Source organism: Arsenophonus endosymbiont of Crataerina pallida, from assembly GCF_964020125.1.
Taxonomy (GTDB): Bacteria; Pseudomonadota; Gammaproteobacteria; order Enterobacterales; family Enterobacteriaceae; genus Arsenophonus; species Arsenophonus nilaparvatae.
Genome location: NZ_OZ026540.1, coordinates 2179963 through 2201300, shown reverse-complemented (window position 1 = coordinate 2201300; position 21338 = coordinate 2179963). Strand labels below are relative to the sequence as shown.

General features: G+C 44.8%; 24 protein-coding genes and 1 pseudogene. 4 read left to right on the top strand and 21 right to left on the bottom strand.

The window, feature by feature from the left end:
- Nucleotides 1-181: 181 nt before the first annotated feature.
- A complete protein-coding gene (locus AACL31_RS11890) occupies nucleotides 182-1387 on the top strand; it encodes an IS91 family transposase (RefSeq protein WP_310513469.1) in 1206 nt (401 codons plus the stop codon).
- Between the two features lie 277 nt (nucleotides 1388-1664).
- Nucleotides 1665-1889, top strand: a complete 225-nt coding sequence (locus tag AACL31_RS11885) for a hypothetical protein (protein ID WP_339053195.1) — start codon at nucleotides 1665-1667, stop codon at nucleotides 1887-1889.
- 480 nt (nucleotides 1890-2369) lie between these two features.
- On the opposite strand, the gene AACL31_RS11880 is transcribed toward AACL31_RS11885, so the two are convergent.
- The 6 genes and pseudogenes from AACL31_RS11880 to AACL31_RS11855 form a co-directional block, all read right to left on the bottom strand.
- Nucleotides 2370-3224, bottom strand: coding sequence for a hypothetical protein (locus tag AACL31_RS11880; RefSeq protein ID WP_339053194.1), 855 nt, complete (start codon nucleotides 3222-3224; stop codon nucleotides 2370-2372).
- Nucleotides 3221-4513 carry an RHS repeat-associated core domain-containing protein gene (locus AACL31_RS11875; protein WP_339053193.1) on the bottom strand — a complete coding sequence of 431 codons (1293 nt, stop codon included), beginning with the start codon at nucleotides 4511-4513 and terminating at the stop codon, nucleotides 3221-3223. Before AACL31_RS11875 ends, AACL31_RS11880 begins: the two co-directional genes overlap by 4 nt.
- A 437-nt stretch (nucleotides 4514-4950) precedes the next feature.
- Nucleotides 4951-5103, bottom strand: a pseudogene (locus AACL31_RS11870) (IS6 family transposase); the annotation flags it as partial.
- Nucleotides 5104-5169: 66 nt separating this feature from the next.
- The gene (locus AACL31_RS11865) at nucleotides 5170-5775 is read right to left on the bottom strand and encodes a putative adhesin (RefSeq protein WP_339053192.1); all 606 of its coding nucleotides are present in this window, start codon (nucleotides 5773-5775) and stop codon (nucleotides 5170-5172) included.
- 68 nt (nucleotides 5776-5843) lie between these two features.
- Nucleotides 5844-8222, bottom strand: a complete 2379-nt coding sequence (locus AACL31_RS11860; protein WP_339053191.1) for an RHS repeat-associated core domain-containing protein — start codon at nucleotides 8220-8222, stop codon at nucleotides 5844-5846.
- Between the two features lie 60 nt (nucleotides 8223-8282).
- A complete protein-coding gene (locus AACL31_RS11855) occupies nucleotides 8283-10112 on the bottom strand; it encodes an RHS repeat domain-containing protein (RefSeq protein ID WP_339053189.1) in 1830 nt (609 codons plus the stop codon).
- 924 nt (nucleotides 10113-11036) lie between these two features.
- Here AACL31_RS11855 and AACL31_RS11850 point away from each other — a divergent pair.
- Together AACL31_RS11850 and AACL31_RS11845 are read left to right on the top strand one after the other, a co-directional pair.
- The gene (locus tag AACL31_RS11850) at nucleotides 11037-12422 is read left to right on the top strand and encodes a metallophosphoesterase family protein (RefSeq protein WP_339053188.1); all 1386 of its coding nucleotides are present in this window, start codon (nucleotides 11037-11039) and stop codon (nucleotides 12420-12422) included.
- 203 nt (nucleotides 12423-12625) lie between these two features.
- Nucleotides 12626-12769: a hypothetical protein gene (locus AACL31_RS11845; protein ID WP_310512633.1), complete on the top strand. Its 144-nt coding sequence runs from the start codon at nucleotides 12626-12628 to the stop codon at nucleotides 12767-12769.
- Nucleotides 12770-12777: 8 nt separating this feature from the next.
- Here the strand turns inward: AACL31_RS11845 and AACL31_RS11840 are convergent, their stop codons facing one another.
- The 15 genes from AACL31_RS11840 to AACL31_RS11770 form a co-directional block, all read right to left on the bottom strand.
- Nucleotides 12778-13422 (bottom strand): hypothetical protein, encoded by a 645-nt coding sequence (locus AACL31_RS11840; protein ID WP_310512634.1) that lies wholly within the window; start codon nucleotides 13420-13422, stop codon nucleotides 12778-12780.
- An 80-nt stretch (nucleotides 13423-13502) separates the two neighbouring features.
- Nucleotides 13503-13871, bottom strand: a complete 369-nt coding sequence (locus AACL31_RS11835) for a Mor transcription activator family protein (RefSeq protein WP_310512635.1) — start codon at nucleotides 13869-13871, stop codon at nucleotides 13503-13505.
- Nucleotides 13865-14287 carry a regulatory protein GemA gene (locus AACL31_RS11830; protein ID WP_310512636.1) on the bottom strand — a complete coding sequence of 141 codons (423 nt, stop codon included), beginning with the start codon at nucleotides 14285-14287 and terminating at the stop codon, nucleotides 13865-13867. The genes AACL31_RS11835 and AACL31_RS11830 overlap by 7 nt, the downstream gene beginning before the upstream one ends.
- A 137-nt stretch (nucleotides 14288-14424) precedes the next feature.
- Nucleotides 14425-14604, bottom strand: a complete 180-nt coding sequence (locus AACL31_RS11825; RefSeq protein WP_310512637.1) for a hypothetical protein — start codon at nucleotides 14602-14604, stop codon at nucleotides 14425-14427.
- 16 nt (nucleotides 14605-14620) lie between these two features.
- Complete coding sequence (locus AACL31_RS11820) at nucleotides 14621-15250, bottom strand: LysE family translocator (protein WP_339053187.1); 630 nt, start codon at nucleotides 15248-15250, stop codon at nucleotides 14621-14623.
- Nucleotides 15247-15495 (bottom strand): hypothetical protein, encoded by a 249-nt coding sequence (locus tag AACL31_RS11815; protein ID WP_339053121.1) that lies wholly within the window; start codon nucleotides 15493-15495, stop codon nucleotides 15247-15249. Before AACL31_RS11815 ends, AACL31_RS11820 begins: the two co-directional genes overlap by 4 nt.
- On the bottom strand, nucleotides 15492-15833 hold the full coding sequence (locus tag AACL31_RS11810) for a hypothetical protein (RefSeq protein WP_310512640.1): 342 nt from the start codon (nucleotides 15831-15833) through the stop codon (nucleotides 15492-15494). The genes AACL31_RS11815 and AACL31_RS11810 overlap by 4 nt, the downstream gene beginning before the upstream one ends.
- Nucleotides 15830-16360: a host-nuclease inhibitor Gam family protein gene (locus AACL31_RS11805; RefSeq protein ID WP_310512641.1), complete on the bottom strand. Its 531-nt coding sequence runs from the start codon at nucleotides 16358-16360 to the stop codon at nucleotides 15830-15832. Before AACL31_RS11805 ends, AACL31_RS11810 begins: the two co-directional genes overlap by 4 nt.
- A 33-nt stretch (nucleotides 16361-16393) precedes the next feature.
- On the bottom strand, nucleotides 16394-16624 hold the full coding sequence (locus AACL31_RS11800) for a hypothetical protein (protein WP_310512642.1): 231 nt from the start codon (nucleotides 16622-16624) through the stop codon (nucleotides 16394-16396).
- Nucleotides 16625-16626: 2 nt separating this feature from the next.
- On the bottom strand, nucleotides 16627-16929 hold the full coding sequence (locus AACL31_RS11795) for a hypothetical protein (RefSeq protein WP_339053122.1): 303 nt from the start codon (nucleotides 16927-16929) through the stop codon (nucleotides 16627-16629).
- An 11-nt stretch (nucleotides 16930-16940) separates the two neighbouring features.
- Nucleotides 16941-17900 (bottom strand): AAA family ATPase, encoded by a 960-nt coding sequence (locus AACL31_RS11790; RefSeq protein WP_339053186.1) that lies wholly within the window; start codon nucleotides 17898-17900, stop codon nucleotides 16941-16943.
- A 12-nt stretch (nucleotides 17901-17912) separates the two neighbouring features.
- The gene (locus AACL31_RS11785) at nucleotides 17913-19700 is read right to left on the bottom strand and encodes an integrase (protein WP_339053185.1); all 1788 of its coding nucleotides are present in this window, start codon (nucleotides 19698-19700) and stop codon (nucleotides 17913-17915) included.
- A complete protein-coding gene (locus AACL31_RS11780) occupies nucleotides 19697-20650 on the bottom strand; it encodes a DUF3102 domain-containing protein (protein ID WP_310512646.1) in 954 nt (317 codons plus the stop codon). The genes AACL31_RS11785 and AACL31_RS11780 overlap by 4 nt, the downstream gene beginning before the upstream one ends.
- Before the next feature lie 12 nt (nucleotides 20651-20662).
- Nucleotides 20663-20983 carry an IclR family transcriptional regulator gene (locus tag AACL31_RS11775; RefSeq protein ID WP_310512648.1) on the bottom strand — a complete coding sequence of 107 codons (321 nt, stop codon included), beginning with the start codon at nucleotides 20981-20983 and terminating at the stop codon, nucleotides 20663-20665.
- 57 nt (nucleotides 20984-21040) lie between these two features.
- Nucleotides 21041-21274: a hypothetical protein gene (locus AACL31_RS11770; RefSeq protein ID WP_310512650.1), complete on the bottom strand. Its 234-nt coding sequence runs from the start codon at nucleotides 21272-21274 to the stop codon at nucleotides 21041-21043.
- Between the last annotated feature and the right edge of the window lie 64 nt (nucleotides 21275-21338).

Sequence of the window (21338 nt, the reverse complement as noted above, 5' to 3'; positions counted from 1 at the left end):
CTAATTAGAGTAGATCCTTATAAAATTAATAACAATAATGTTAGAATTAGATAAACAATAATCTAGTTCAGCTAATTAATAGTTTATCAATTAGATGGACAGTAGCCCGCCTGCGTCGGGAGCTAAGACGCTGTAAGTAAATGGCTGTCCTTAGTAACCGCCTCCCGTTATAATCCGGTGTATGTATATTCCCCGACCCGCAAAACTTCTCTTCCAGATAGATGACGGCTGGAACCGGTTACTCATGAAATACGGCTCTTCCGTTCCCGAATGGACTAAACTGGTCGTCGAACGGATGCTCGCCTGTGGCACCGGTGCTATGGGTATCCGTCGTTATTGCTGCGACTCCCCTGACTGCCCGCACACCAAATATTTCTGTCAGAGCTGCAAAAGCAAAGGCTGCAGCGCCTGCGGGATGAAAGCCACCGAACAGTGGATAGCCGAGCAGCAACACATTTTGCCAGACTGCGAATGGCAGCACATCACTTTCACTATGCCCGATAAACTCTGGCCGGCATTTAATCACAACTGGCCATTACTGAATCAGTTGTTTGCCTGTGCCGCTCGAACCCTGCTGAAATGGGCAGAAAAACTCAATATCGAAATCGGGTTGTTTGTCGCCCTACATACTTACGGGCGTCAGCTTAACCAACACCCGCATATCCATTTATCGGTGACCCGCGGCGGATTATGCCGCAAACACGACGTCTGGCGACCGGTTTTCTTCAAAAAGAAAGTAGTAGAGCGGTACTGGCGCCGGGCTGTCATCGCGTTACTTCGAGAGAATTACGGCGGGCTGAATTTACCTGCTGCCGGCTATGTGCATATCCGCGACTACCGGGAATGGTGTCAGTTTCTGGAATCACAGTACCAGCGGCGCTGGAAAATTCACTTTGCGAAAAAAACCAAACATGCCCGACAAAATGTCAATTATCTTGGCCGTTACCTGAAACGCCCGCCGGTTGCAGCCTCAAAACTGCGTCATTATAACGGAGGCACTGTTGTCCATCATTACTATGATCACCGGACGGGAAAGCACCGCACCCAATATCTGAGCCAGGAAGCAATGTTGTTGCGCTACATCAGCCATATCCCGTCACAGCATTTTAAGATGGTGCGGTATTACGGCTTTCTGGCCAACCGGAAACGGGGTATTTTGCTGCCGAAAGTCTATGCGGCACTGGGTATGCAGGTGAAGAAAAAACCGCATAAACCGGGCTTTGCGTCGCTGATGAAACACTTTACGAATGTGGATCCGTATCAATGCATATTATGTGGGAGCCGGATGATTTTTAACAGCGTACAGGTGGGTATCAGAGCAGAAGTATTACTGGAAATGCGCCGTAAGATAGTCAAAAAGGCGCGAGGGTTACGGAAAACCGCGTAGGGAAGATCTAACTAAATTCAATTTATTGTATAAAAAAACCTCTGGTTGACGAAAAGCCAGGCGACTACTTGATGGTGAAACTAGAGATCGGTCATCCGTATCAGCAATTAAGGTCAGAAAAAAAGAAATAATTAACATTCAATTTCCTAACCATCTAGCTAGCCAAAAACAAATATTATTCAGTTAATACATAAAATTAACATTTTATTATCATAATATTGCTTAAAGATGATAATTTATTTTGTAAATTAGATTATTCTATTAGGAGGTAAAAATAATGTTAAAATACCCATATAGCTTTGATATTTTTACTAATTTTTTAACGAAATGTGGTTTAGGTGAAATAGAATTAATTTCAAAAGGATATTGCTTTTGTTATCTACTACCGCAGGGAGTAAGCATCTATTTATATAAGAACGGTACCATACTAATACAAGGCAATCCGGCAATCAAACATGCTATTGAAATGACAATCAAAGAATTGCTACAAAAAACAAATTAATACATTTAGTTAAAGAAGGAAATTTTAGATTACCCATAGATAATGGCCTATTATTAATAGCGGAATTCAATATCGTGATATTAGTAATAATATTCATGAGCAGAATTATTCTTATTTACTTTAATTCAACAACAAAGTAAATCAACTAGCTAAAATAATAAAATTTATTTTCATATTTCAATTTTTTATTAATTATATGAACGTACAATTTCTTATATCAATTAAATTGATACTGCCTAATAGTAATGCTACTTAAATCCAGCTGATAAATAGAACAGATCATTTCATCTAGTCAAATAAGTTTTAGCAATATTTCACCCTTTTTATGCAATAATAAATATAGCATAGCTAATAATAAATATTGCCCACCTGATTCCATTTTGGTTCTGTGATGATTCAACAGAACCAAATGGGTTGCAGTTAACCAGTAATATTATTTTGAAATAACATTTTGTTATAATAGCCTGTTAATATTTTTGATCATTTTTTATATACAAATTTGATCGGTTCATATTTCCATGAAAGATAATCTATTGGATTAAGAAAGATGCTATATGGATTTTCTTTATGAACCGTAAAGGAAAACTTTTCTTTATATATTTTCTGCATTGCATCATAAGATTTTATTCTTTCCGCATCTTTAAAAATATCAGACACCCCTTCTGGAGTAAAATTACCGGTCATCGGTCCAATATAACTTTTTACATCCTTTTTCATCTGTTGACCAAGCCTGTAACCAAAAGAATTTTCTTCGCCTACCCCTGAATAGCAGGCTAATGTTCTAATATTACTATAATTATCAAAATTATAACGTTCAGACTTTAGAATACTAACTAATTCATCAACATCCATATTGCGGAAGCCGCCTGCCGTTTTGATAACCAGTTGTGAACCATTACCAACCGGTTCCCCATGTGCGACAATATTAAAACGGATACCTTTTTTATAGGTGTCTTCAAAGGTATATAAACCATCGATTAGCAGATCCAGTTCCCTCATTTTGCCACCCAATTTGATTGGCGCACTTTTTAACGCACTGATACCTTTTGCGGCACCTTTGCCTAATGAAAATATTCCCATTACTGCAGAAGGGGCACCTAACCCTAATGAAGCCCAGCCATACTGCTCTGATGCTTGTGGATTTTTTTCTTCCAAAGCACCAGAAATAATGGCAGTTGCCCCACTGGCTGCTTCCAAAGCCGTTAATGCTAAAGCCACACCGACACCAAATTTCAGTGATAAGCCAAATGTAAGTGGTGCCAGCAGAAGACCGATGCCACCGACAATAATACTCGCCCATCCCCAACCACTGATATGGCCATTTGGATCACTCAAATTGATCGGATCACCATTACAATATGCATAGGCATTAATCCCCCCTCACCAAATGGACTCCAGCTATCGGGCGCAGTGAAGCGCATTAGCTGGCTACTATAAGCGCGATAACCATTTCCCAGTAGGTAGCTGCCACTGGCCTCATCACAGTGTTCACCATTAAATTGGGGTCCTACACTTCCCTGTCCAGCACCATCCCCCCAAGGACTGTATGATTTAATAGTTGTTTCTTGACCATTGTCAAATAGAGCGAATACGCTGCCCATAGTATCGGTAGCCGTTGCAGTAGATTGTACTGGTTTATTCTTATCATGAAATTCCTGGCGAAATCCTAAACAGGCTTTATCTAGGGTGTTATATCTTATTTGCCCGTCTGAATAAAACTCATTGGTTAATATATCTGACAGATAATAAAACTCTCTGAAACCATCATTAGATTGTTTCATTAATAGCCTATTTAAACCATCATAACCATAAAATGTGGTATTTTGATTTTTGCTAACGGTTTGGAGCCGTCCCATAACATCATAATTCAGGGAACGTCGAACTTCATCAACTGTCATTCTGCCATTGTCGTCATACTGCAATGATATGGATTGCTGTTTATCGAGATATTTAATATCGGTTAACTGGCAGGGATCACTACTATTTAGATATTTATATTCTACTGTTTGATTGGTATTGTCTGCTGTGGTGACGCAGCGTGTTAAATTACCAAACGCATCCCAATGATAATTTTGCTGTTGTATTTTTTTTCCCTCTGGCGTTTCAGGTTGAATATCGCCGAAACATTTATAATCCGTTACTCGGCTAAATAGATCATAAAAATAGTTTTCTTCACGCAGTAAACGTTTATTCAGATATAATTTTTTATTGGCAATTTTATTATTAGCAGGAATATCTTGTTCAATTTCAAACGTCGTTATTTTTGTTTTATTATTTTCAATAACTTCCCGTTTAAATTCCCGTCCAAATTCACCCAAACTGAGTTTGGTTTCAACACTATTTCCGCCTACTTCATAATGGGCAAACTGACCGATATAGCGGCCTAATTTGTCATAATTTAGGTTAACCCTTATCCCTCGATCAATAATGCTATTTAGTTTGCCATTGGCATCATAACTATAGACAGTGGTCTCATTATCAGCACTGCTATAAGAAATTAACTGATTGGCTAGAGAGTAGCGGTAATAATTTGTTTTTTGCCGCTGGTTGGGTAGTATAAGTTGTTCTTGATTAAGCTGACCGGCATCGTTATAAATAAAAGTGTGTGACATATTCAGTGACATTGACAACATCCCATCTACTTGTCGATACGGAAGGCATTATTTACCTCTCTTAATTTTATTAATTGGAATTGAGATATTTTTTACAAATGCTGCAGTAATCAAATATTGTTGTTAATATCGATATTCATGTTTCCCTGGTTTTTTATTAAATTGATAAAATTAATTTTAATTTCACTAAACTAAAATTAATTTAATAAACGTTAGTTATAATTACCCTCCTTTTAATTATTTACTTTCATTGCTACTGAAGCTCGAGGTTTGCATTAATAAAATTATTCGTCAATATAAAATCAGATTAATTTTATTTAAAAAGAATTATTTTAATCAAATTAAGGATAATAATTATTATTAATTTTATAAATTAATAAAAAAAAGTGACATTTTATTTTTGTTAGCGAGACAGTAATAATTTATTTATTATTTAGTTAATATTAAATAAGGGTAGTGTGATCAACATTTACACCACGTTCGGACAGTATCTCTCGAAGTTTGCGCTAACTGATGCACTATATACAATACCAGCGTACCGCCCAAAGGATGATGTCGCTGGTATTGTAATGGACTGTAAAAATATTTATGTTGGACACCATTGATTAAATCATTATGGAAATTATTAGCAACCTTATTTTTACAATGGCACCCTTTAATTTATTTTTTTATAATTTTGATAGTGCATGCTTTCCTTCTATATTCTTAAATGGCAGCCATGGAGCACGACATATAATTGCATCAACCCTTTTGTAAGTAATATTGTTCTTCTTTAAAACTTGAAATAAATTTCTTAAATCAGCGGGATATAGCTCTGATTTTATATTGCTACGTATAGTTAGCACATCAACATTATATGCTTTCACTATAGATCGAGCTAGTTCATCTGAATCTGCTGCATATCTTGCTATGTTGTAATTTCTCCCCATACTGCCACCGAAATGGATTTCGTTTGGGATCACTGTTTCCGCTGCCACTCGACTTAGTCCTGGATCAACCAGCTTAAAACCGTCTTCTACATAATAGCTAAGAGACGTTCCTTTTGGTAAATCGAAATATTTAGGCACTAAACTTTGTTCTCCATGTGCAGTTACCAATAATCGTTCATGATATTTTTTAGGATCTATAAACAGATGGTAATTATCACCAAGCTCTATAGCTCCTTCAGGAACCCCATGAGCATTTCGGGAAGAACTTGCCATACGACCGATTACACCGCCTTTCTTATTTCTCATCGCAACAGAACTTACATTATAACTCCCCCTATTTTTCATTGCGCGCCAGAACCCCTGCCCGATACCAATACCCGCACCTATCAAACCGGTGGCAAAAGAGACCCAACCTAAGGTGGAGGAGGCTTCGGGATGACTGTCCTCCAGTGCCCACTGGCAATCGCGGTCGCATCAGCCACTAACCCAATGCCACCTATCGCTATACTGGTTGCCGTACTGGCCGTTATCGCAGTCTCACCGGCAATCACACCTGGCAGCGCTGCACCCGCCGTCATTACCGTTACCGCCACCCCGACAATACCCATGATGATGCCAAAAATTCCCTGCCAGCTGATATGGCCTGACGGGTCAGTGTGATTTATCGGGTCGCCAGCACAGTAAGCATAAGCGTTGATACCGCCGGCACCAAATGGGCTTAAATCATCCGGGCAGGTAAAGCGCATCAGAACCGGGCTGTAAGCGCGATAACCATTACCTAAATGATAAACGCCATTGTAAGGGTCACGTCGTTCACCATTAAAGCCCAATAACCCTTCACTTGACTCACCACTGCCATACGCCGACCAATGGTGCCGTTTCCCCACCGGATGCTCGCCACCTTGTGACCACAACACACTGGCGTGACTATCGGTTGCCGTTAGTGTCACGCCGCGACCATCACTAACCCCTAAACATTGATGCCCACTCTTGATAAAGCGCCGCTCCTGCTGACTCGTCACTTCATTAACCAGCTCTTGCCCCTGATAATATAAAGCACACGTTGGCTCATCATTGAGCTGTTGGCTGATTAACCGATTAAGAGCATCATAATCATATTGGCTGTGACCTTGCTGACCACTGATTTGCACCAGTTGCCCCAAGGCGTTATAACGCAACTGCCGGCCGGCCTCATCTTTTATCAACCGACCTTCGCTGTCATAATCCAGTGTTATCTGGGCCGGATAGGCCGGATGGCTATGTGTCAGACCGGTTAACTGGGTCGGGTCTTCACGGTTAGTATAAAAATAGTGGCTTTCATTGCGACTACCATCCGCTAAGGTCGTAGTGACTTTTAGCAGGTTATTCAGCGCATCATACTGGTAACCTTGTCCCTTCATCGACTGACCATAGCCATCTTGTGGCAATTCACTGCCGTTTAGCTGGTAATCTATCAACCGGTTACGGTTATCATAACGATACTGCGCTTGCTGTAATAATTGCTGGTTTTGCCTCATCTGCCGTGACGCCAGTAAGCCATTGGCCAGCCAGCTTTGGCTTATCGTCAGCACTTCGCCTGATGCCGTCTCTATCTGCCGGCTTATATCTCGCCCCAAATCATCATAACTTAACCGGGTCGTCACTTGATTATTACCACGGGCACTACGTGTGGTTTGTTGTACCAGCCGATTTAAACCATCGTAATCCAACGCGGTTTGCAGTGTACTATCCGCTATCTTTATCAGACGACCGTGTTCATCATATTGATAACGCGTTTGTTGACCGCTAACATCCGTCACCCCGGTCAATAAACTTAATAAACTGCGTTGATAGTTGGCCGTGCGCGCCTGACCCGCCTGTTGGAACGCCTCCGCTATCACTTCACCATCCGCCCGTCGTTGGTAATTGATGGTCTGACCATTCACCTGTGCCGATAGCATCGCGCCGGTCTGGTTGTCATAACGAAAGGTTTGCTCTATACCCGGTGCGGTGATTTTTCTGACCGCATTGCCTAACGCCGGCAGATAATCATAACTGACTGACTCACCTGACGGTCTGATAATCCGACTGGGCAACGGCGACACACCATCATATTGATATTGCGTCACCCGCCCACCACTTTTCCGACACGTTATCCGACCCAGACTGTCAAACTGCTGCTCACCTAATTGCCACTGGCGCCATTGACCTTGACCATCTAAACCGCTCACACTGATGCTGGCAATTTGCTCACCCGCTAAATGTGGCACATACGTCCGGCTTAAAATCGTACCATCGGGTAGCGTTTGCGATGATACCCGCCCATAGACATCGTAACTGCGCTGCGTAACCTGATTAAGCGCATCTGTCTCGTGGCGTAACCGGCCTAATCCATCCCAACGATACTGTTTACTGGCCTGCACCGTGCCATGATTATCATACCAAATCTCCTGTTGCAGTAACTGGCTTTGCCGCTCCTGCTGTGACCAGTATTTACCACTGCGTAACCCTCCTCCGGTGCTATACGTCGTTTGATTTAATTCAACCGGATTGTTTTCCTGATGTTGCTCATAACCATCGGAAAAACGCGACGCCCGTTGTAAGCCCCAGCCATCATAATCCATCTCACACGCTATTTTTAAACTCGAAGCCTGTGGCGATTGACCATTATTAGCCAATAACCAATCCCGACCACTGCCTTGCTGCTCCTCCCCTAAGGCGTTATAACGTTGAGTGGTTATCTCATGCCACTGTCCCGACTCATAACGGTATTGACCTATCTGGCGGCCAGTGCCATCAAAGCAGATTTTCACCTGCACACCTTTGACATCCGTTTCGATAGTGACCGGGCCGTTTGCCTCCAGACGATACGACTAACGGGTGGTACTTTCATAGCCGCTGCTTACCGCATGGGTTTTACTGACGATGCGGCCCAAATCATCATAACGGTATGCCGTGATAATGCCCTGCACATCCGTTTCCTGTAACAGTTGACCGTTATCCACCTGTTGCACCCGCTGCGCGCTGCTGGTTAATCTATCATGGCCAGTAAAGGAGATTGTCTGCACCAACTGGTCACCAGACAACTGGTTACTAAATTGTTGCCGACTGCGATAAGCCTGGCCGTCCTGATAGCGCGTTTCCGTTATCGCCGTGATCCGCCCCCGTTCGTTGCCGCTGGGTTGATAATCCGTTTCCTTCATCAGCAGTAACTGCTGGTCGCTATATTGCACAACAGTGGCCTGCACAACACCGCGAGTATCACCCAATACTTTATAGCTATACTGCGTTTTCATCATCGGTGTATCGGGATAATCACTGCGTCTGGGGGTGACCACTTTTTGTTTAATAAAGCGCACAAAACCATTTGGCTCGGCCGGGCACGCGCTACCTTCCCCGCCAGCCGGATAATAAACCGTCTCGGTCACCGTGCCGTCTGGCGCCACCTGCCGGCTTGGATTACCATATTCATCAAATTCGGTGATGGTGACGTCTTGCCGTGACGCACCGGCGTTATCAATGTAATATTGCGTGGTTTTTCGCGGTAATAAAAACTGTGCTGGCTGACCCTCAATAAACACCCCGGGTGTGGCATAATATTCAGTCTCGCTGCGTTGAATGACGCCATCGCGTTGAACTTCCTCTTCAATTTGCAAATGGTAGTTATTGTACGTTCGCTTGACCACCACCTTACCCTGTTCACTGTAGGTGGTCGCGGTTGAGTCGTAACGATAATCCGTTAAAGTGGTATACATATAGTCACTGTCTGCCGCCCAGTCACCAAAGTTACCATTAAAACCCAGGAAGTTTTGGCTACTATAACGATATTCGGTTTCACTTTCTGCTTGCCCACCGCCTGGCAGGTGGCGATGCTTTAACACTACCGGTAAATAATTGTTTTGACCCGAGGCAGCCGGAAAACGCAGCCCCTCATCCTGATAAATCACCTCATCACGCATGCCGGTCGGGTAATCTACCACAGACAATAACCGCGTGTCTTGCCCCCTACCGACCTGACTGTAATGCATCTGCCAGTTTAAAGGGGATGCATCCTGACTGCGGCGCATCACATTATCTAACCAGCGACTATTGGTGAGCACAAAATCCAGCTGATAGCGCGCCGTCGTCTGCGGCCAAACGGTCACTGTCGCGCCGTTATCGCGATAATCAATGCTGCATAATTCACCATAATCATCACTGATAGTCCTTAATATCGGGATCTGACCGCCAAAATCCCAGTTTAAATTCACCGCATGGCCCAAAGGGGAAACAATTCGGCTGACGGTAAAAAAACCGTGACTGACTAACGTTAAATACTCGACCTTTCCATCCTTCCAGGCCAGCTGGTAACCCTGGCTATCATCACAACCATTGGTAAAAGTAAAGCGAAGGTGTTTTAGTTTCTGATGACGAATGACATCACTGCCCCGAGCCAGCCGATATTTTTCTCCGCTGCTAAGTGACAACAGATTACTGGTACTATCATACTGGGTTAAGCCTAAAGAGAATCCCTCACCAAATCCCCAATTATCATGAGTTAAAGTTGAATAATTTAATGACAAGGATAACTCGGGGCCAAGGAGTCGATTAGCGGTAAGTTGGGCGAGGGGAAAATTGACCTGAAACTGACCGGTGCGCGGGTCAACCCCTGTTTGCACGGCACTGACAAAGTTGCCAGCCTGCGTAGTAAATGTGTTATTCATATTTTCTCTTCTTACTTGTTAAAGGATTAGCGTGATGAACAAACAAAACCCTATTATTGCAAAATATATTTAATATTTATTTTGCCATACAAGTTAATATCAGCGCTTTAATCCAAATAATACTTTCTTTACCAATAATAGTGCTGATTTGATTAAGTGACGGAGAGAAAGATTATTAAGTTTAATGAATTTTATTAATCCAGAAATGACAAAATAAAAATAATGAATTGTAAAGTAGTGATAATAACGAATAGTACAAATTTCTGTAACTAAGCAATGCTGAAATCTTCCAGTAAGCGCTAGTGTATTCATAAAAGGTTTAAATTTTAATTTTCACTTAGCTAGAATTGGTTTTTTTATATAAATAACACCAAGCCACTACTATTTTTGGCTAGCAATATACCGCTATCGATATCCCATTCTTAATCTGTACTCTCTTTAATAAACTTGCCGACAAAAATAAATTAATACATATCAGTTAAATTTCACATTTAAATAACAATCAACTGTATCATTAAAAATCTTTCTTTATATAATGAAGAGTATATAGGGCGATTTTACTTATTTTTATCATTTTAAATGATAGTTGATAACTTAATGCACCATATAATTTACTTAAATAGTTAGCATTTGATAAGCTAGCGAAGTTAAGCTATAACTGGCATCCCCGGGGTTTTTAACGGCAATTACAACCGTCAAAAAACGATAGCAAAATAGGTTAATATGATTATATGAGAGCAAATTAGCTGAAAAAAGATTAAAAAACATTCATTAAGAATATTGTTATTTTAAAAAATAATAAAAGCAACGACACCCATTTTAAGAAAAAATAATGTAATTTAAATTTAAAAATATAAAAACATTGAGTATTTTCGGTATGCAATTTAACCAGTAAGTATTATATGTATACAAAAGGAAATACTAATGTCTATGATAAATAACAACAATGTTATCTTAATGGTTACATTAATTAGTGACTTGCATGCTGAGGATGAAGATAGTCTTAATACTTTACAGCTAAGTCTACAAAACATAGCAAAAATAGATCAAGTAAATGCATTACTTATCCCAGGAGATCTCGCTGATTATATTGATAAACGCAATCAATGTTTTGATATTATTGAACAGGAGTTTCCTAAAGAATATTTTTCCAATGTAGCCATTATATTAGGGAACCATGATATCCGTTGGTATAATGAAGCGAACGAGATAGATCCTAACGTCCTAATAAACTATAAAAAACGTAATAGTAAATTTTCACCTACCGTTTACCCTGAAACTCATTGTTTTGATCATTGGATTAATGGATATCACTTTATTAGCTTAAACTCAGATAAGGGTTTGAAAGATATGTGTGAGTTATCCGATAAGACACTACAATGGCTTGAAGAAACATTAGCGGTCGATGCAGATATTAATAAACCTATTTTTATTATTAGTCATCAACCTCTGAACAATACACATTGGCGGGCTGGATTATATGGTGGATTTGGAGCACAAGATCAAGAAATAAAAGAAATTCTTTCCCATTACCCACAAGCCATTTTAATCAACGGACATATCCATAACGGTTTTGGTGTTATTGAATTTATTCAACGCCAATTTGGTACGCTAATTGAAGCCCCTTCATTGACTAAAACGCAAAATGGCTTGGGAGATAAAGGAACTGGATGGTTGATAAAAATTTGTCATGATAAAATCATTTTTGAAGCCTGGAATTTTGTTAATTCTAAGATATATGACGAATACAGTCATGATCTTTTGTTACCTTCATTAGCTGTACTAACCGCCGAACTCAAAAAAAGCGCCCTAGATAGCAAAAAACAAGAATTAATAATACAAGCAGAAAAAATAATGGCTCATAAATATGAAAATGACATCCCTGAAGGAGATTCGACTACCCGGGGACAAGCTCACTACGATGTTGATAAAATTTATGATCAAAGTAGGTGGGAAAATATAAATGACCTACGCGAAAAAATAATCGCTATGCTTGATGCCGATAAAAATAACGTTCCCACAAGTGGGCCCTCAGTTACCTCTTATTTTTCTAGTAATAGTGCTGAATTATTGTATGTAGAGCAAAGAGTACCTATTGAAGGCGATAGAGAGCATATTTACTGGTCAGGATGTAATTTTTTCTTTGGCGAACGTGGTGCCTATGCTGGTATTCAACATCAGGCGGATAAGATCATTGAGGGTGTTCCTTTTATTTATAACAATATTTGTTCTATCTGGGATTTAAAAGAGATAGAGCGTGGACTTCCTACTGAAGTAAAATTAATCTATGGTCATGATGATAGGACGTGAGATATTTAAACGGGAAACGTGCGATAAATGTGGATCTACCTGGGACAAACTGGATCTATCTGGGACAAGTCAGGGTAATTAAGTTACACATAGTGAAACAGGAATCATCAATCAAATTAACCGATTATTGAAATAATACCCCTGCCTCTGTTAGGATCCAAGGCTCAATACTGCTACTTATTAGTATGAATAGGAGGATTTCTATGAGCAATAAGAATGATAAACAGGATCGTGTAGAGTATTCAGAAAATCCAAAGAGTGAGGGGATCATCACTGTCGAAATGCCAATCACCAACGAAAAGTCATCCGCTGAACCAAAAGCACCTACGCCATTGGGTAAAAAGTAGTCTTTTTTTCAGTCGGTAGAAGAGCTTGATGGCTTTTCCGCTCTTCTCCTGATATCTATTCTGGCAATTTGATCCGCAGGGATATAAGTAGCGAGAGCACCGTAGTCCTGATGAATAATGTCCCCATACTCTACCCACTCATCGCTATTTGCCGGACTTCTATGCGTGACATAGAGAATGACATCACCATTGTTACCGAGTGTAAAAGGCCCATTTGGAAGTCCCTCAAAACGCCCCGGCAATCGTGATAGCAAGCCCGAACCATCCTTGAGGATCACAAATAATTCAGTCGCCCGATAATTCGTTAGGCCAAACATTTGCTGCCAGGCAGAGTGGGTACTGTCAGACCACGAGATATTATGCTGCCGAAGAAATCCATATAACCGCTTACGTCCATATTTACGCCACAATGCACCCAGGGAGAATGCTAACAATACAGTCGGCAGCGCTGCCGCGTAAGCATTGACGCCACACCAGAGTGTTAAGTGGTATATCGCCGTCGGTAACAGGCTAAAAATCAGTGTGGAAAAAACGATATCAATGGGCTTATGGTGTTCTTTCAAACCGACATTGGCAATAAAGTAGCTCATGTAACCAGAGGTCAATGTTACCAGTGTTGCCCAGGGTAAATCGAGCAGGGTTGAATCAAGCATATTTATCTCCTTTCGTAAGCACTATCGCAATGATAATAGTAACAAAAAAACGCTGACGTATTGACAGTGTGTTTAAATCGTCATCTCGCCTGATTGTCTTCAAACAGACTGCCCTGGATGCGGGCCAGCTCTTCTTTTTTAACCCGTTTGACTACCGAATAAACCCACTGTAGCGAGACTTCATACTTGCGTGCCAGGGCGCGGTGGTTATGCCCATTGAAATCGGCAAATATCTCCCGATCACGCTGATTAATTTTCCACATTAGCCCCATCGGAAAATAGATATTTTGCCCACCCCATTCCGCCATCATTTGACTGGCAACGGCATCGCCTATCTGGCTGGCAACAGCGGGGTCAACATCGATAATCTGTCTGACGATCTGTGCCGTGTGTTCGGCCAGTTCAACCAATAACTCCGGCCCTTTACTGCGAAAGGTATGCTCTAGCATGAGGTTGCCCTCACCACGCGCTTTTGCCACTGCTTGAGTTTCTCGATAACCTGGCTGGCCTGCTGGCTATCTAGCCAGTAAGGCGAATCACAGCCGGTTTCCCGTTTAACAAAGTGGGCCAGGGCTTTTGCTGACGCATCCCGGACAATGCCCTCATCGGCCATTGCCTGCCACAGGGCCTGCATTTTCTGGATTTGCGGACGGTCGGTCTGCTTTTTCGTCGTGGGTTGAGTCGGCTGGATACGAAAGCCTTGTGTCTTCAAGGCGTTTAACACTTGCGCCAGTTGACCGATATTCAGGGCTTTTGCTGATGTTTTCCCCGTTAGCCTGTGCAGCATCTGGCGGTAAGTCGTGTCATCTAGTTTGAGGTGGTGGGCGGCAATATGGATTAACTGCAGGTATTTTTGTCGGGTCATCGGAGGCGTCCTTTATCGTTGTCGTCTGGGTCAGGATTCCTTATGCCATTAATAAAAAAATAATCCTTCGGGTTTTGAAGGATTATAAAATGAATATCTTTATTATTCAATTGAATGCGTAAAATACCGCTTTTCCACTATGACTTCTTCACGCAAATCGCCTTGGCATCGATATCTTTGAAGGTTTCAAATTTTTCTGCGAACTGTTTGGCGGCCTGTTGACAGGCGCTTGCCGTATCAAACTCCTGTGTATGCAGCGTGGAAAAAACATTACCGGCATAGGGACTGGCGTAGAGCGCTAAAATTAATATCCACATCGTGATTTCTCCTCTTTTACTGAATTAAGGTCGGGTGTTCAACAAAACAAAGACTGAACGCAATGAACACCAGGAAACCGGCAAACAGGCGGTTTTGTTGTTGACGGGTTTCGGGCGATTGAAAATAAGGCCGCAAGCGGGCGGCAATGAGCGCGTAAAGCGTCATCATCAGCGCATCGACCATTACCATCGTCAGGGTCATAAGGGTAATTTGTGGCCCTAACGATTGGGACGGATTAAGAAAGACCGGCAGTGTCGCAAGCAGGAAAGCGAGCGCTTTGGCGTTGGTGATGTCGGTCAGAAAACCCCAGCAGAACCGTTGCGCGCCACGGGTCAATGTGACGACATCGTAGACATCCATGATGACTGGCGCACGCCAGGTTCGGTAGACGGCAAACAGGAGCCAGAGTACGCTAATGCCTTTCAGCAACGGCCAGGCGACCGCTGAAGCGCGCAAGGCTTCCGTGCTCAGTGCCACAATGGGCACCATCAAGGCTAATGCCGTCGCCTGACCGGCAATCAGCGGCAGTGTCTTGTGCCATCCCCGCTGGAAGGCATGGTTAAGGGTGAGGATAGCGCCAGCGCCGGGTAATACAGCACTGAGCAAGGCACCCCCTAAAAAAACTAACCAAAGGTCAAGGTTCATGGTTTATTTCCCTCGTGCGTTTGATGATGGGGTAGGGTTGACGTCGAGGGTGAATGTACCTTCGTACCCGTTAAGGGATGAATATCCCAGTTAAGTACCCAGGCGCTATACGGCTGTCCGCAGTGTGGACAGGTCAGTAACAGGTCAATCCCCCACTCGCCGCTTTCCGGTTGTTGAGTGATGTTTGCCTGGATGGGATTGAGGTGGTTTGTTGCCTGATGGCAGCTGATGCAGGTAATGGTCATGATGTAATGTCCTTATCCAGTAATGCCATCAATGCAGTCATATTTTGTTGAACTACCTTGAACTCGTAATAAGCCGCATAAGGCTGATTTTCAAATAGGTAATGCATAGCTAAACTGAAGCTTTTCTCAGCCTCACGGCACATAGGCTTTATCCTCTGATAAAGCCTATTGCAGGATCGACGCTTTTGTTCAGTGATATCATTGATTAACAAGGTGAGTTCGGAAATTTCATCAAAGAATGCATTACATTCGTTGCGGAAACGCTCGTGTGCGATTCCCACCCGTTTAAGCTGAGCGTTAATTTTTTGATCTAAAGAAAACCTGTTTTTCTTTATCATGGTGTCACCTCCTGCTCAAAGGGGGTAATAATGAAATCCTCAAGCTGGTTGCGAAACGTAATGCCGGGAATATTCAGTCGCTGGATGGTGTCCTGCTTTTTAAGCAGGGCATTTTTATCCACCTGTGATTTGCGAATAATGCAGTCGGTCTGTTCGTTTTCTTCCAGTGCCTGCAGGATGTCGTCCATCCCTTTGAGGGACACGGACGGCGGGCGGTTGCGCCATGACACCTCGCCGGTTATCAGGTTAACGGTTTTGGTTTTGCCGTTTTGGGTCAGCCCCTCCCGGTTGGCGTCGCACCAGGTCTGGATACCTTTTTGCAACAGGGTTATCCGGGCTTTCATGGCCTCAATATCAGCCGCATGCTGATGGGTTAACCGTGCGATTTCATCATTAATCTGCGTCTCCAGCCGGGTCATTTCCCGCTGGATATCGCCCATCCGTTTAATATCGTCCATCACCTGTTCGCGGGTTTGCGGCGTGCAGGTACCCGCCGCGGCTTTAAGCCGCGTTATTTTCTTTGCCATCTTTTTTTACCTTTTAATTAACAACGTCGGGAATTAAACGCGCTCGAAAATAATGTCTTCAAGGGCGTCACTGTGTTGAATATGCTCAAATAAATTCATGTGGTATCGGGCCGCTATTTCACCAAGACGCTGGTCTTGTTCATCAAAATCACGGCAGTGCTCGCAAATTGACAAATAGGTTTCATAGTCCTGTTCGGTAATATCCACCGTTTTTTCCAGATAAACCGATTGGCGAGCGGTAATACGGACAGGTCGTGTTTTCATGATTAACGTACCTCCCAGGTTATTCGGCAGTTATCTTGCAGGAACTGGTATTTTTCCCAGCGGCCCTGACGGTCAGTACCCAGGGCATAGCGAACGGCATGGCCCTTTTGATGTAAGGCATCACACCGTCGGTCATGCAGCAGGATAATGGTCGGACGGCTATAGCCATCAACGGTAAACTGACTGACGATAAAACCTTCCTGGCTGAGTTTGTCCATCACCGACAGGCAGTGCCTGAACTGTTGCTGGATAACCTGGTAGGTCATCGCTGACGGGTTTTTAATGGTCACGGCGGGGTTCAACATAAAAACCTCCTTTAATGCACACTGTGAATAATATTGGCGTCGATAACCGGAATGGCGTTTTGCGCGGCCAGGTTCATGGCGGCGGTCACCAGATTGCCGATAGCCAGCGGGTAAAGCAGACTGACCGGCGTGTCTTTTTTTGGGCGCAGCCAGCTTAGGCGTTGACGTAGTGCCGGTATCGCATCCGGGCCAAGGACTTTGCTCGTGTCGCCACCGACGCGTTTAAACTTGAAATCAAGAAAGTCGGTCAGGTGTTCATCCAGCGGCGGCAGGTCAATCACTTCGCAGCGCTGTACCACTTCCCTGACCGCTGACAGGCGCTCGGATAACTTTTCGCTCAGTTCGGGTTGTCCCAGCAGGACGATGGACAGCAGTTTTTTAAAGCCATCTTCCAGCTCAAAGAAGCGTTTGAGGTGCTTTAAGGTCGGGATGGGCAGGCAATGGGCTTCTTCAATCACCACCACCGGGGCGTTTTCCCGATAAATGCGGTCAGTCAGGTCACGTCGCAGCGTGCTTTTACCCGAACCGGATTCACCGATAACCGCGATAAAGCCGCCATAGCGGGCAGTCTGGTACAACGCCTCACGCACATAACGGCTCTCCGGGGTTAAAAAAACATCTTCATTCCCCTGTATGGCCTGGTCATCAAACGGAGCGCGAAACAGCCCAAAATGCTTTTTGGTGGCAGGCAGTAATACCTGTTTTTTGAGTAACATGGTGTCTTCCTCGTTGCTAGGTGGTGTGTTCTTTTCCTTGGCGTCGGGCGTGACCCCGTCAAAGCAGTCGTCCGCCTCTATGCTCTGGTCACGCAGCCAGGCCCGGATACGGTGTTTTAGCGTGTCGGTGTCCTGTTTTGGCCACTGGTGGTGATTGACTATCTGCGCCAGCGTCGCCTCGGAAAGGTCAAGCGCGCGGGCCAGTGCCGCCTGCGTCAGGTTGTGTTGTTGTAACAGGGTTTTCAGTTTCAGCATGATGGCCTCCCGTTAACCGTGACTGGCCAGACTGACCACCACCTCGGTGGACAGGGCCATCAGTTCATCACCCAGTGCGTCGACCTGGTCAGCCGGAATACCGTCCGGGAAGCGCTGGGTCAGCATGGTGTAAAATTCACTGCGCCAGGTTTTGCCTGCCGCCTGAAAACGCGCCCGCAACTGTTGAACCACCACGACCGGGTTTAATCGCTCTTCAAAACGCGGCGCGCAAACCGTGGAGGCCTGCCCCTGTTTGGGGAGGTAAATCGGTGGGGTATCGCGTTCATTGTCAAGATAAGGGTTAAAGCGTCCGCCAAAGGGTAAGGCATTGGCTTTTTGTGCAGCGGCAGTCTCGCTTGGCGTCGAGGTGCCATACAGGGTCTGCTCGACTTCCGCCAGATGGTGTTGCGCCGGGGTATGGGGTAATGCCTTGAACGATTCGCCGAGTGTCGGGCTGTTGAGGGCAAAACCGTAGTCGTCTTTCGCCACTTCCGGCACCCGGCAAAAGACTTCCAGTCCGTCTTCATTCATTATCACCACCTGTGCTTCACTGTCGCGCCAGGGGTTACGCACTATCTGTACGGTGTCGCCCACGCAAACGCCGGGGACTTGCCGTACATCGTATTCGCTGCCCCTGAACGACACGCGAAGATGCGTCGTGACCTTACGGCTTTCCGGCTGACTCACTGCCAGCTCACGGCATACGTCAACGGACGGTGCCTTGATTAACTGCTGCGGGGTGATCCGTAACCAGCATTCGGTGCGGGTCATGCCAGTACGCCGATGCAATGCGGTACGGTTATATTTTTTACGCCACAACCCGACCAGGCGGTTCAGTTCATCAATATGATTGACTTGCACAAACCGCAGGCCGGATTCAAAATGGCACTCGAGAATGTCGCGCGCTTTTTCCACGGAGCCGGTGGCGCGGGCATTACCGGCTTTATGGGCGATAAGTTGAATACCGAGGGTTTGACACAGGTTGCACATCGTGGACGAGACCAGGGCGCAACCGGGGTCGGCATAAAGGATGCGCGGCACGCCATGCAGTACGTCGGCCCCACCGCGTTCTTGCATGGCATTAATCAGTACATCGGTAAAGTTTTGTGTTGTTTCGCCGCCAAAGCGGTACTCGGCATAAATCCAGCCGCTGGTGTGGTCGGTCAACTCAAATGACCAGACGCGGTCGTTAACAATGCGGTCGAGATTTTTGGGTTTGTTGGGGTTAAATTCCGTTTCACGCATCATGCGCAGGCCGGTGTCACGCGTCGTGCGCCGCTTGCCTGGGTTTTTCAGGTAATAGAGCACACACAGCGACGCATCCAGCTGCCAAACATGATTGGGGTGCAGGCTTTTTACCTGTACACAGGGTGCAGGTGCGCCTAACTGGTTGGGGTGCAGGCGATAACGGAACAGCGCCCGGCTGATGGCATCCACCGACAGAGGGAACCACTCGCCGGTCTCGTTATCAATATACCCGGCATTAATCAGGTTGTTCGCCCGCAGGTCATTAACCGCCTGCTCCAGGCTGTAAAGGCGCTTGCCGTTCTTGCGATGCGAGGCCATCATCACGCCGGATATCAGCAGGGCTTCGTCGCGGGTCAGGGCGCTGGTGCCATAATCCACCCGCTGTTTGCGCGGCGGTTTATAACTGACCTGTTTGATTTTTCGCAGCAGCGTGGCTTTGGAAATACCGAGTGCCTGACATCCTGTCTGATACACCGCGTCTTTGCCGCCATGTCCGGCTCTTTCGGCGGTCTGGGCTATTGTTAACAGGCGTTCGGTCAGGATGGGGTTCATGACACCACCTCCTCGACATTATCCTGTCCGGTACTGCGCAGGTGTTCCGGTAACTGAAAATCCGCATCGTCGGCATCCGCATCGGCTTTTGCCCAGTCGGGTACCAACTCTGATACTGCGTGGTGAGGTAATGAAAAATCACTGCGTAACACATTGATTTCAAACTCAATATCATTAAGTAAGCCCGCTAGATAATCGGCGTGGGACGTGATATCACCACTGTGGCTGCTTAGTTTTTCCAGCCCTTCCCGAAAGCGGCCCATTAATATGGCTTTAACATCAAAACCGACCAGGGCAACTTCTTCGCGGAGCTGGCGTATGCCTTCTTCCCCTGATGGGCGATGTTGATCGAGTATCAGCTTGTCACTCAGTTTATTGATTTTTTCTTCTTTTTCTCTGACTCGGTCGCGGCTAGCTTCCAGCATCTTTTCTGTTTCTCGCAGTTTTGCCTTGAGTTCACGCACCGACATACGGTCGACCTCATCTAGCGTCAGGCCCGCGATGGTGCCCCCTTCGGCCAACTGTATAAGGTCTTCATCATCTTCAAACATCAGCTCATAGAGTTTGGTTTTACCCAAAACTGACAGCGATGTCATTTTTGATTGAAGGCTTGGCGATAGGTATTTAAGCGCTGCCTGCATCATTCTATGTGCTGTTTTTGGTACTAGCCCTAATTGCTCTGTAATAATGTTCGTAAATGTCCCATGGGGTTCATTCTCTTTGATGATGATGAGCCGCTTCCCTGCCTCCAGCATGGCTTCGGCACTCTGTGCCATATAGAAGCGCGCTTCATGCACAATGCGCTCCCGCTCATAGGGCAGTCCCTCACCGTACTTCTCCATAATGGCCTGCTGATGTTCAGCCAAGGCGTTAAGGTTGTTCATTAAATCCGGTGCCAAAGGCTGCTGGGGGGCAATTTCAGCCGTCATCGGTAACGCTTTTCTACCCATTATTTTGTCCTCTTACGGTTTTGACGATGAGGCTACGCAGCGACCCCATCTTTCTGCCATCTTGATTTGCGCCCGTTCGGTTTCATCGAAAAAGGCCAGGGCAATCTGTATCAATTCTTCACTCAGGGCGTAATTCCCATTGAGGCGTTTTTCAATCATCCCTTCTTCCACTAAAAATGGCAGGGTGCGACTGATATTGGCCGCAGAGTCATTGATTAGCGCCGCCAAGGCTTTATTGGACAGCCCGTCGCGGTAATGCCCTTTCATGGCTTTCAAAATCCGCAGCGCCCGCCGTGTACGTGAAGAAGGGTGCAGTAATAAGGTGTTTTTCATCGGATGCCTCTTTTTCATTAATGGAAATTGTGTTACCGTCAGTGAAACAGGCGAATGTTATTTTTTATGGCGCTTTTTTCCCGATGGCATCGGCGAACCCATCATCTGTTCAATCGCCTGTTTGATTTTGCGTGCTTCCCCGCGCCAACCTTGGCAGCGGCCATTCAGTAGCATAGATACATGATTGTGGTTAAAGTCGTTGGCCTTGGCCCAAGCCCTCATGGAGCGATAGTGCTGGTAGACACGATTATAAAAACAGCGCTTAAAGTCGGCAGGGTGTTGCAGTGACATGGTGTTACCTCCGTCATAAAAAGTTAAAAATAAATATACATTAACATACAAAATGATGTAAAGT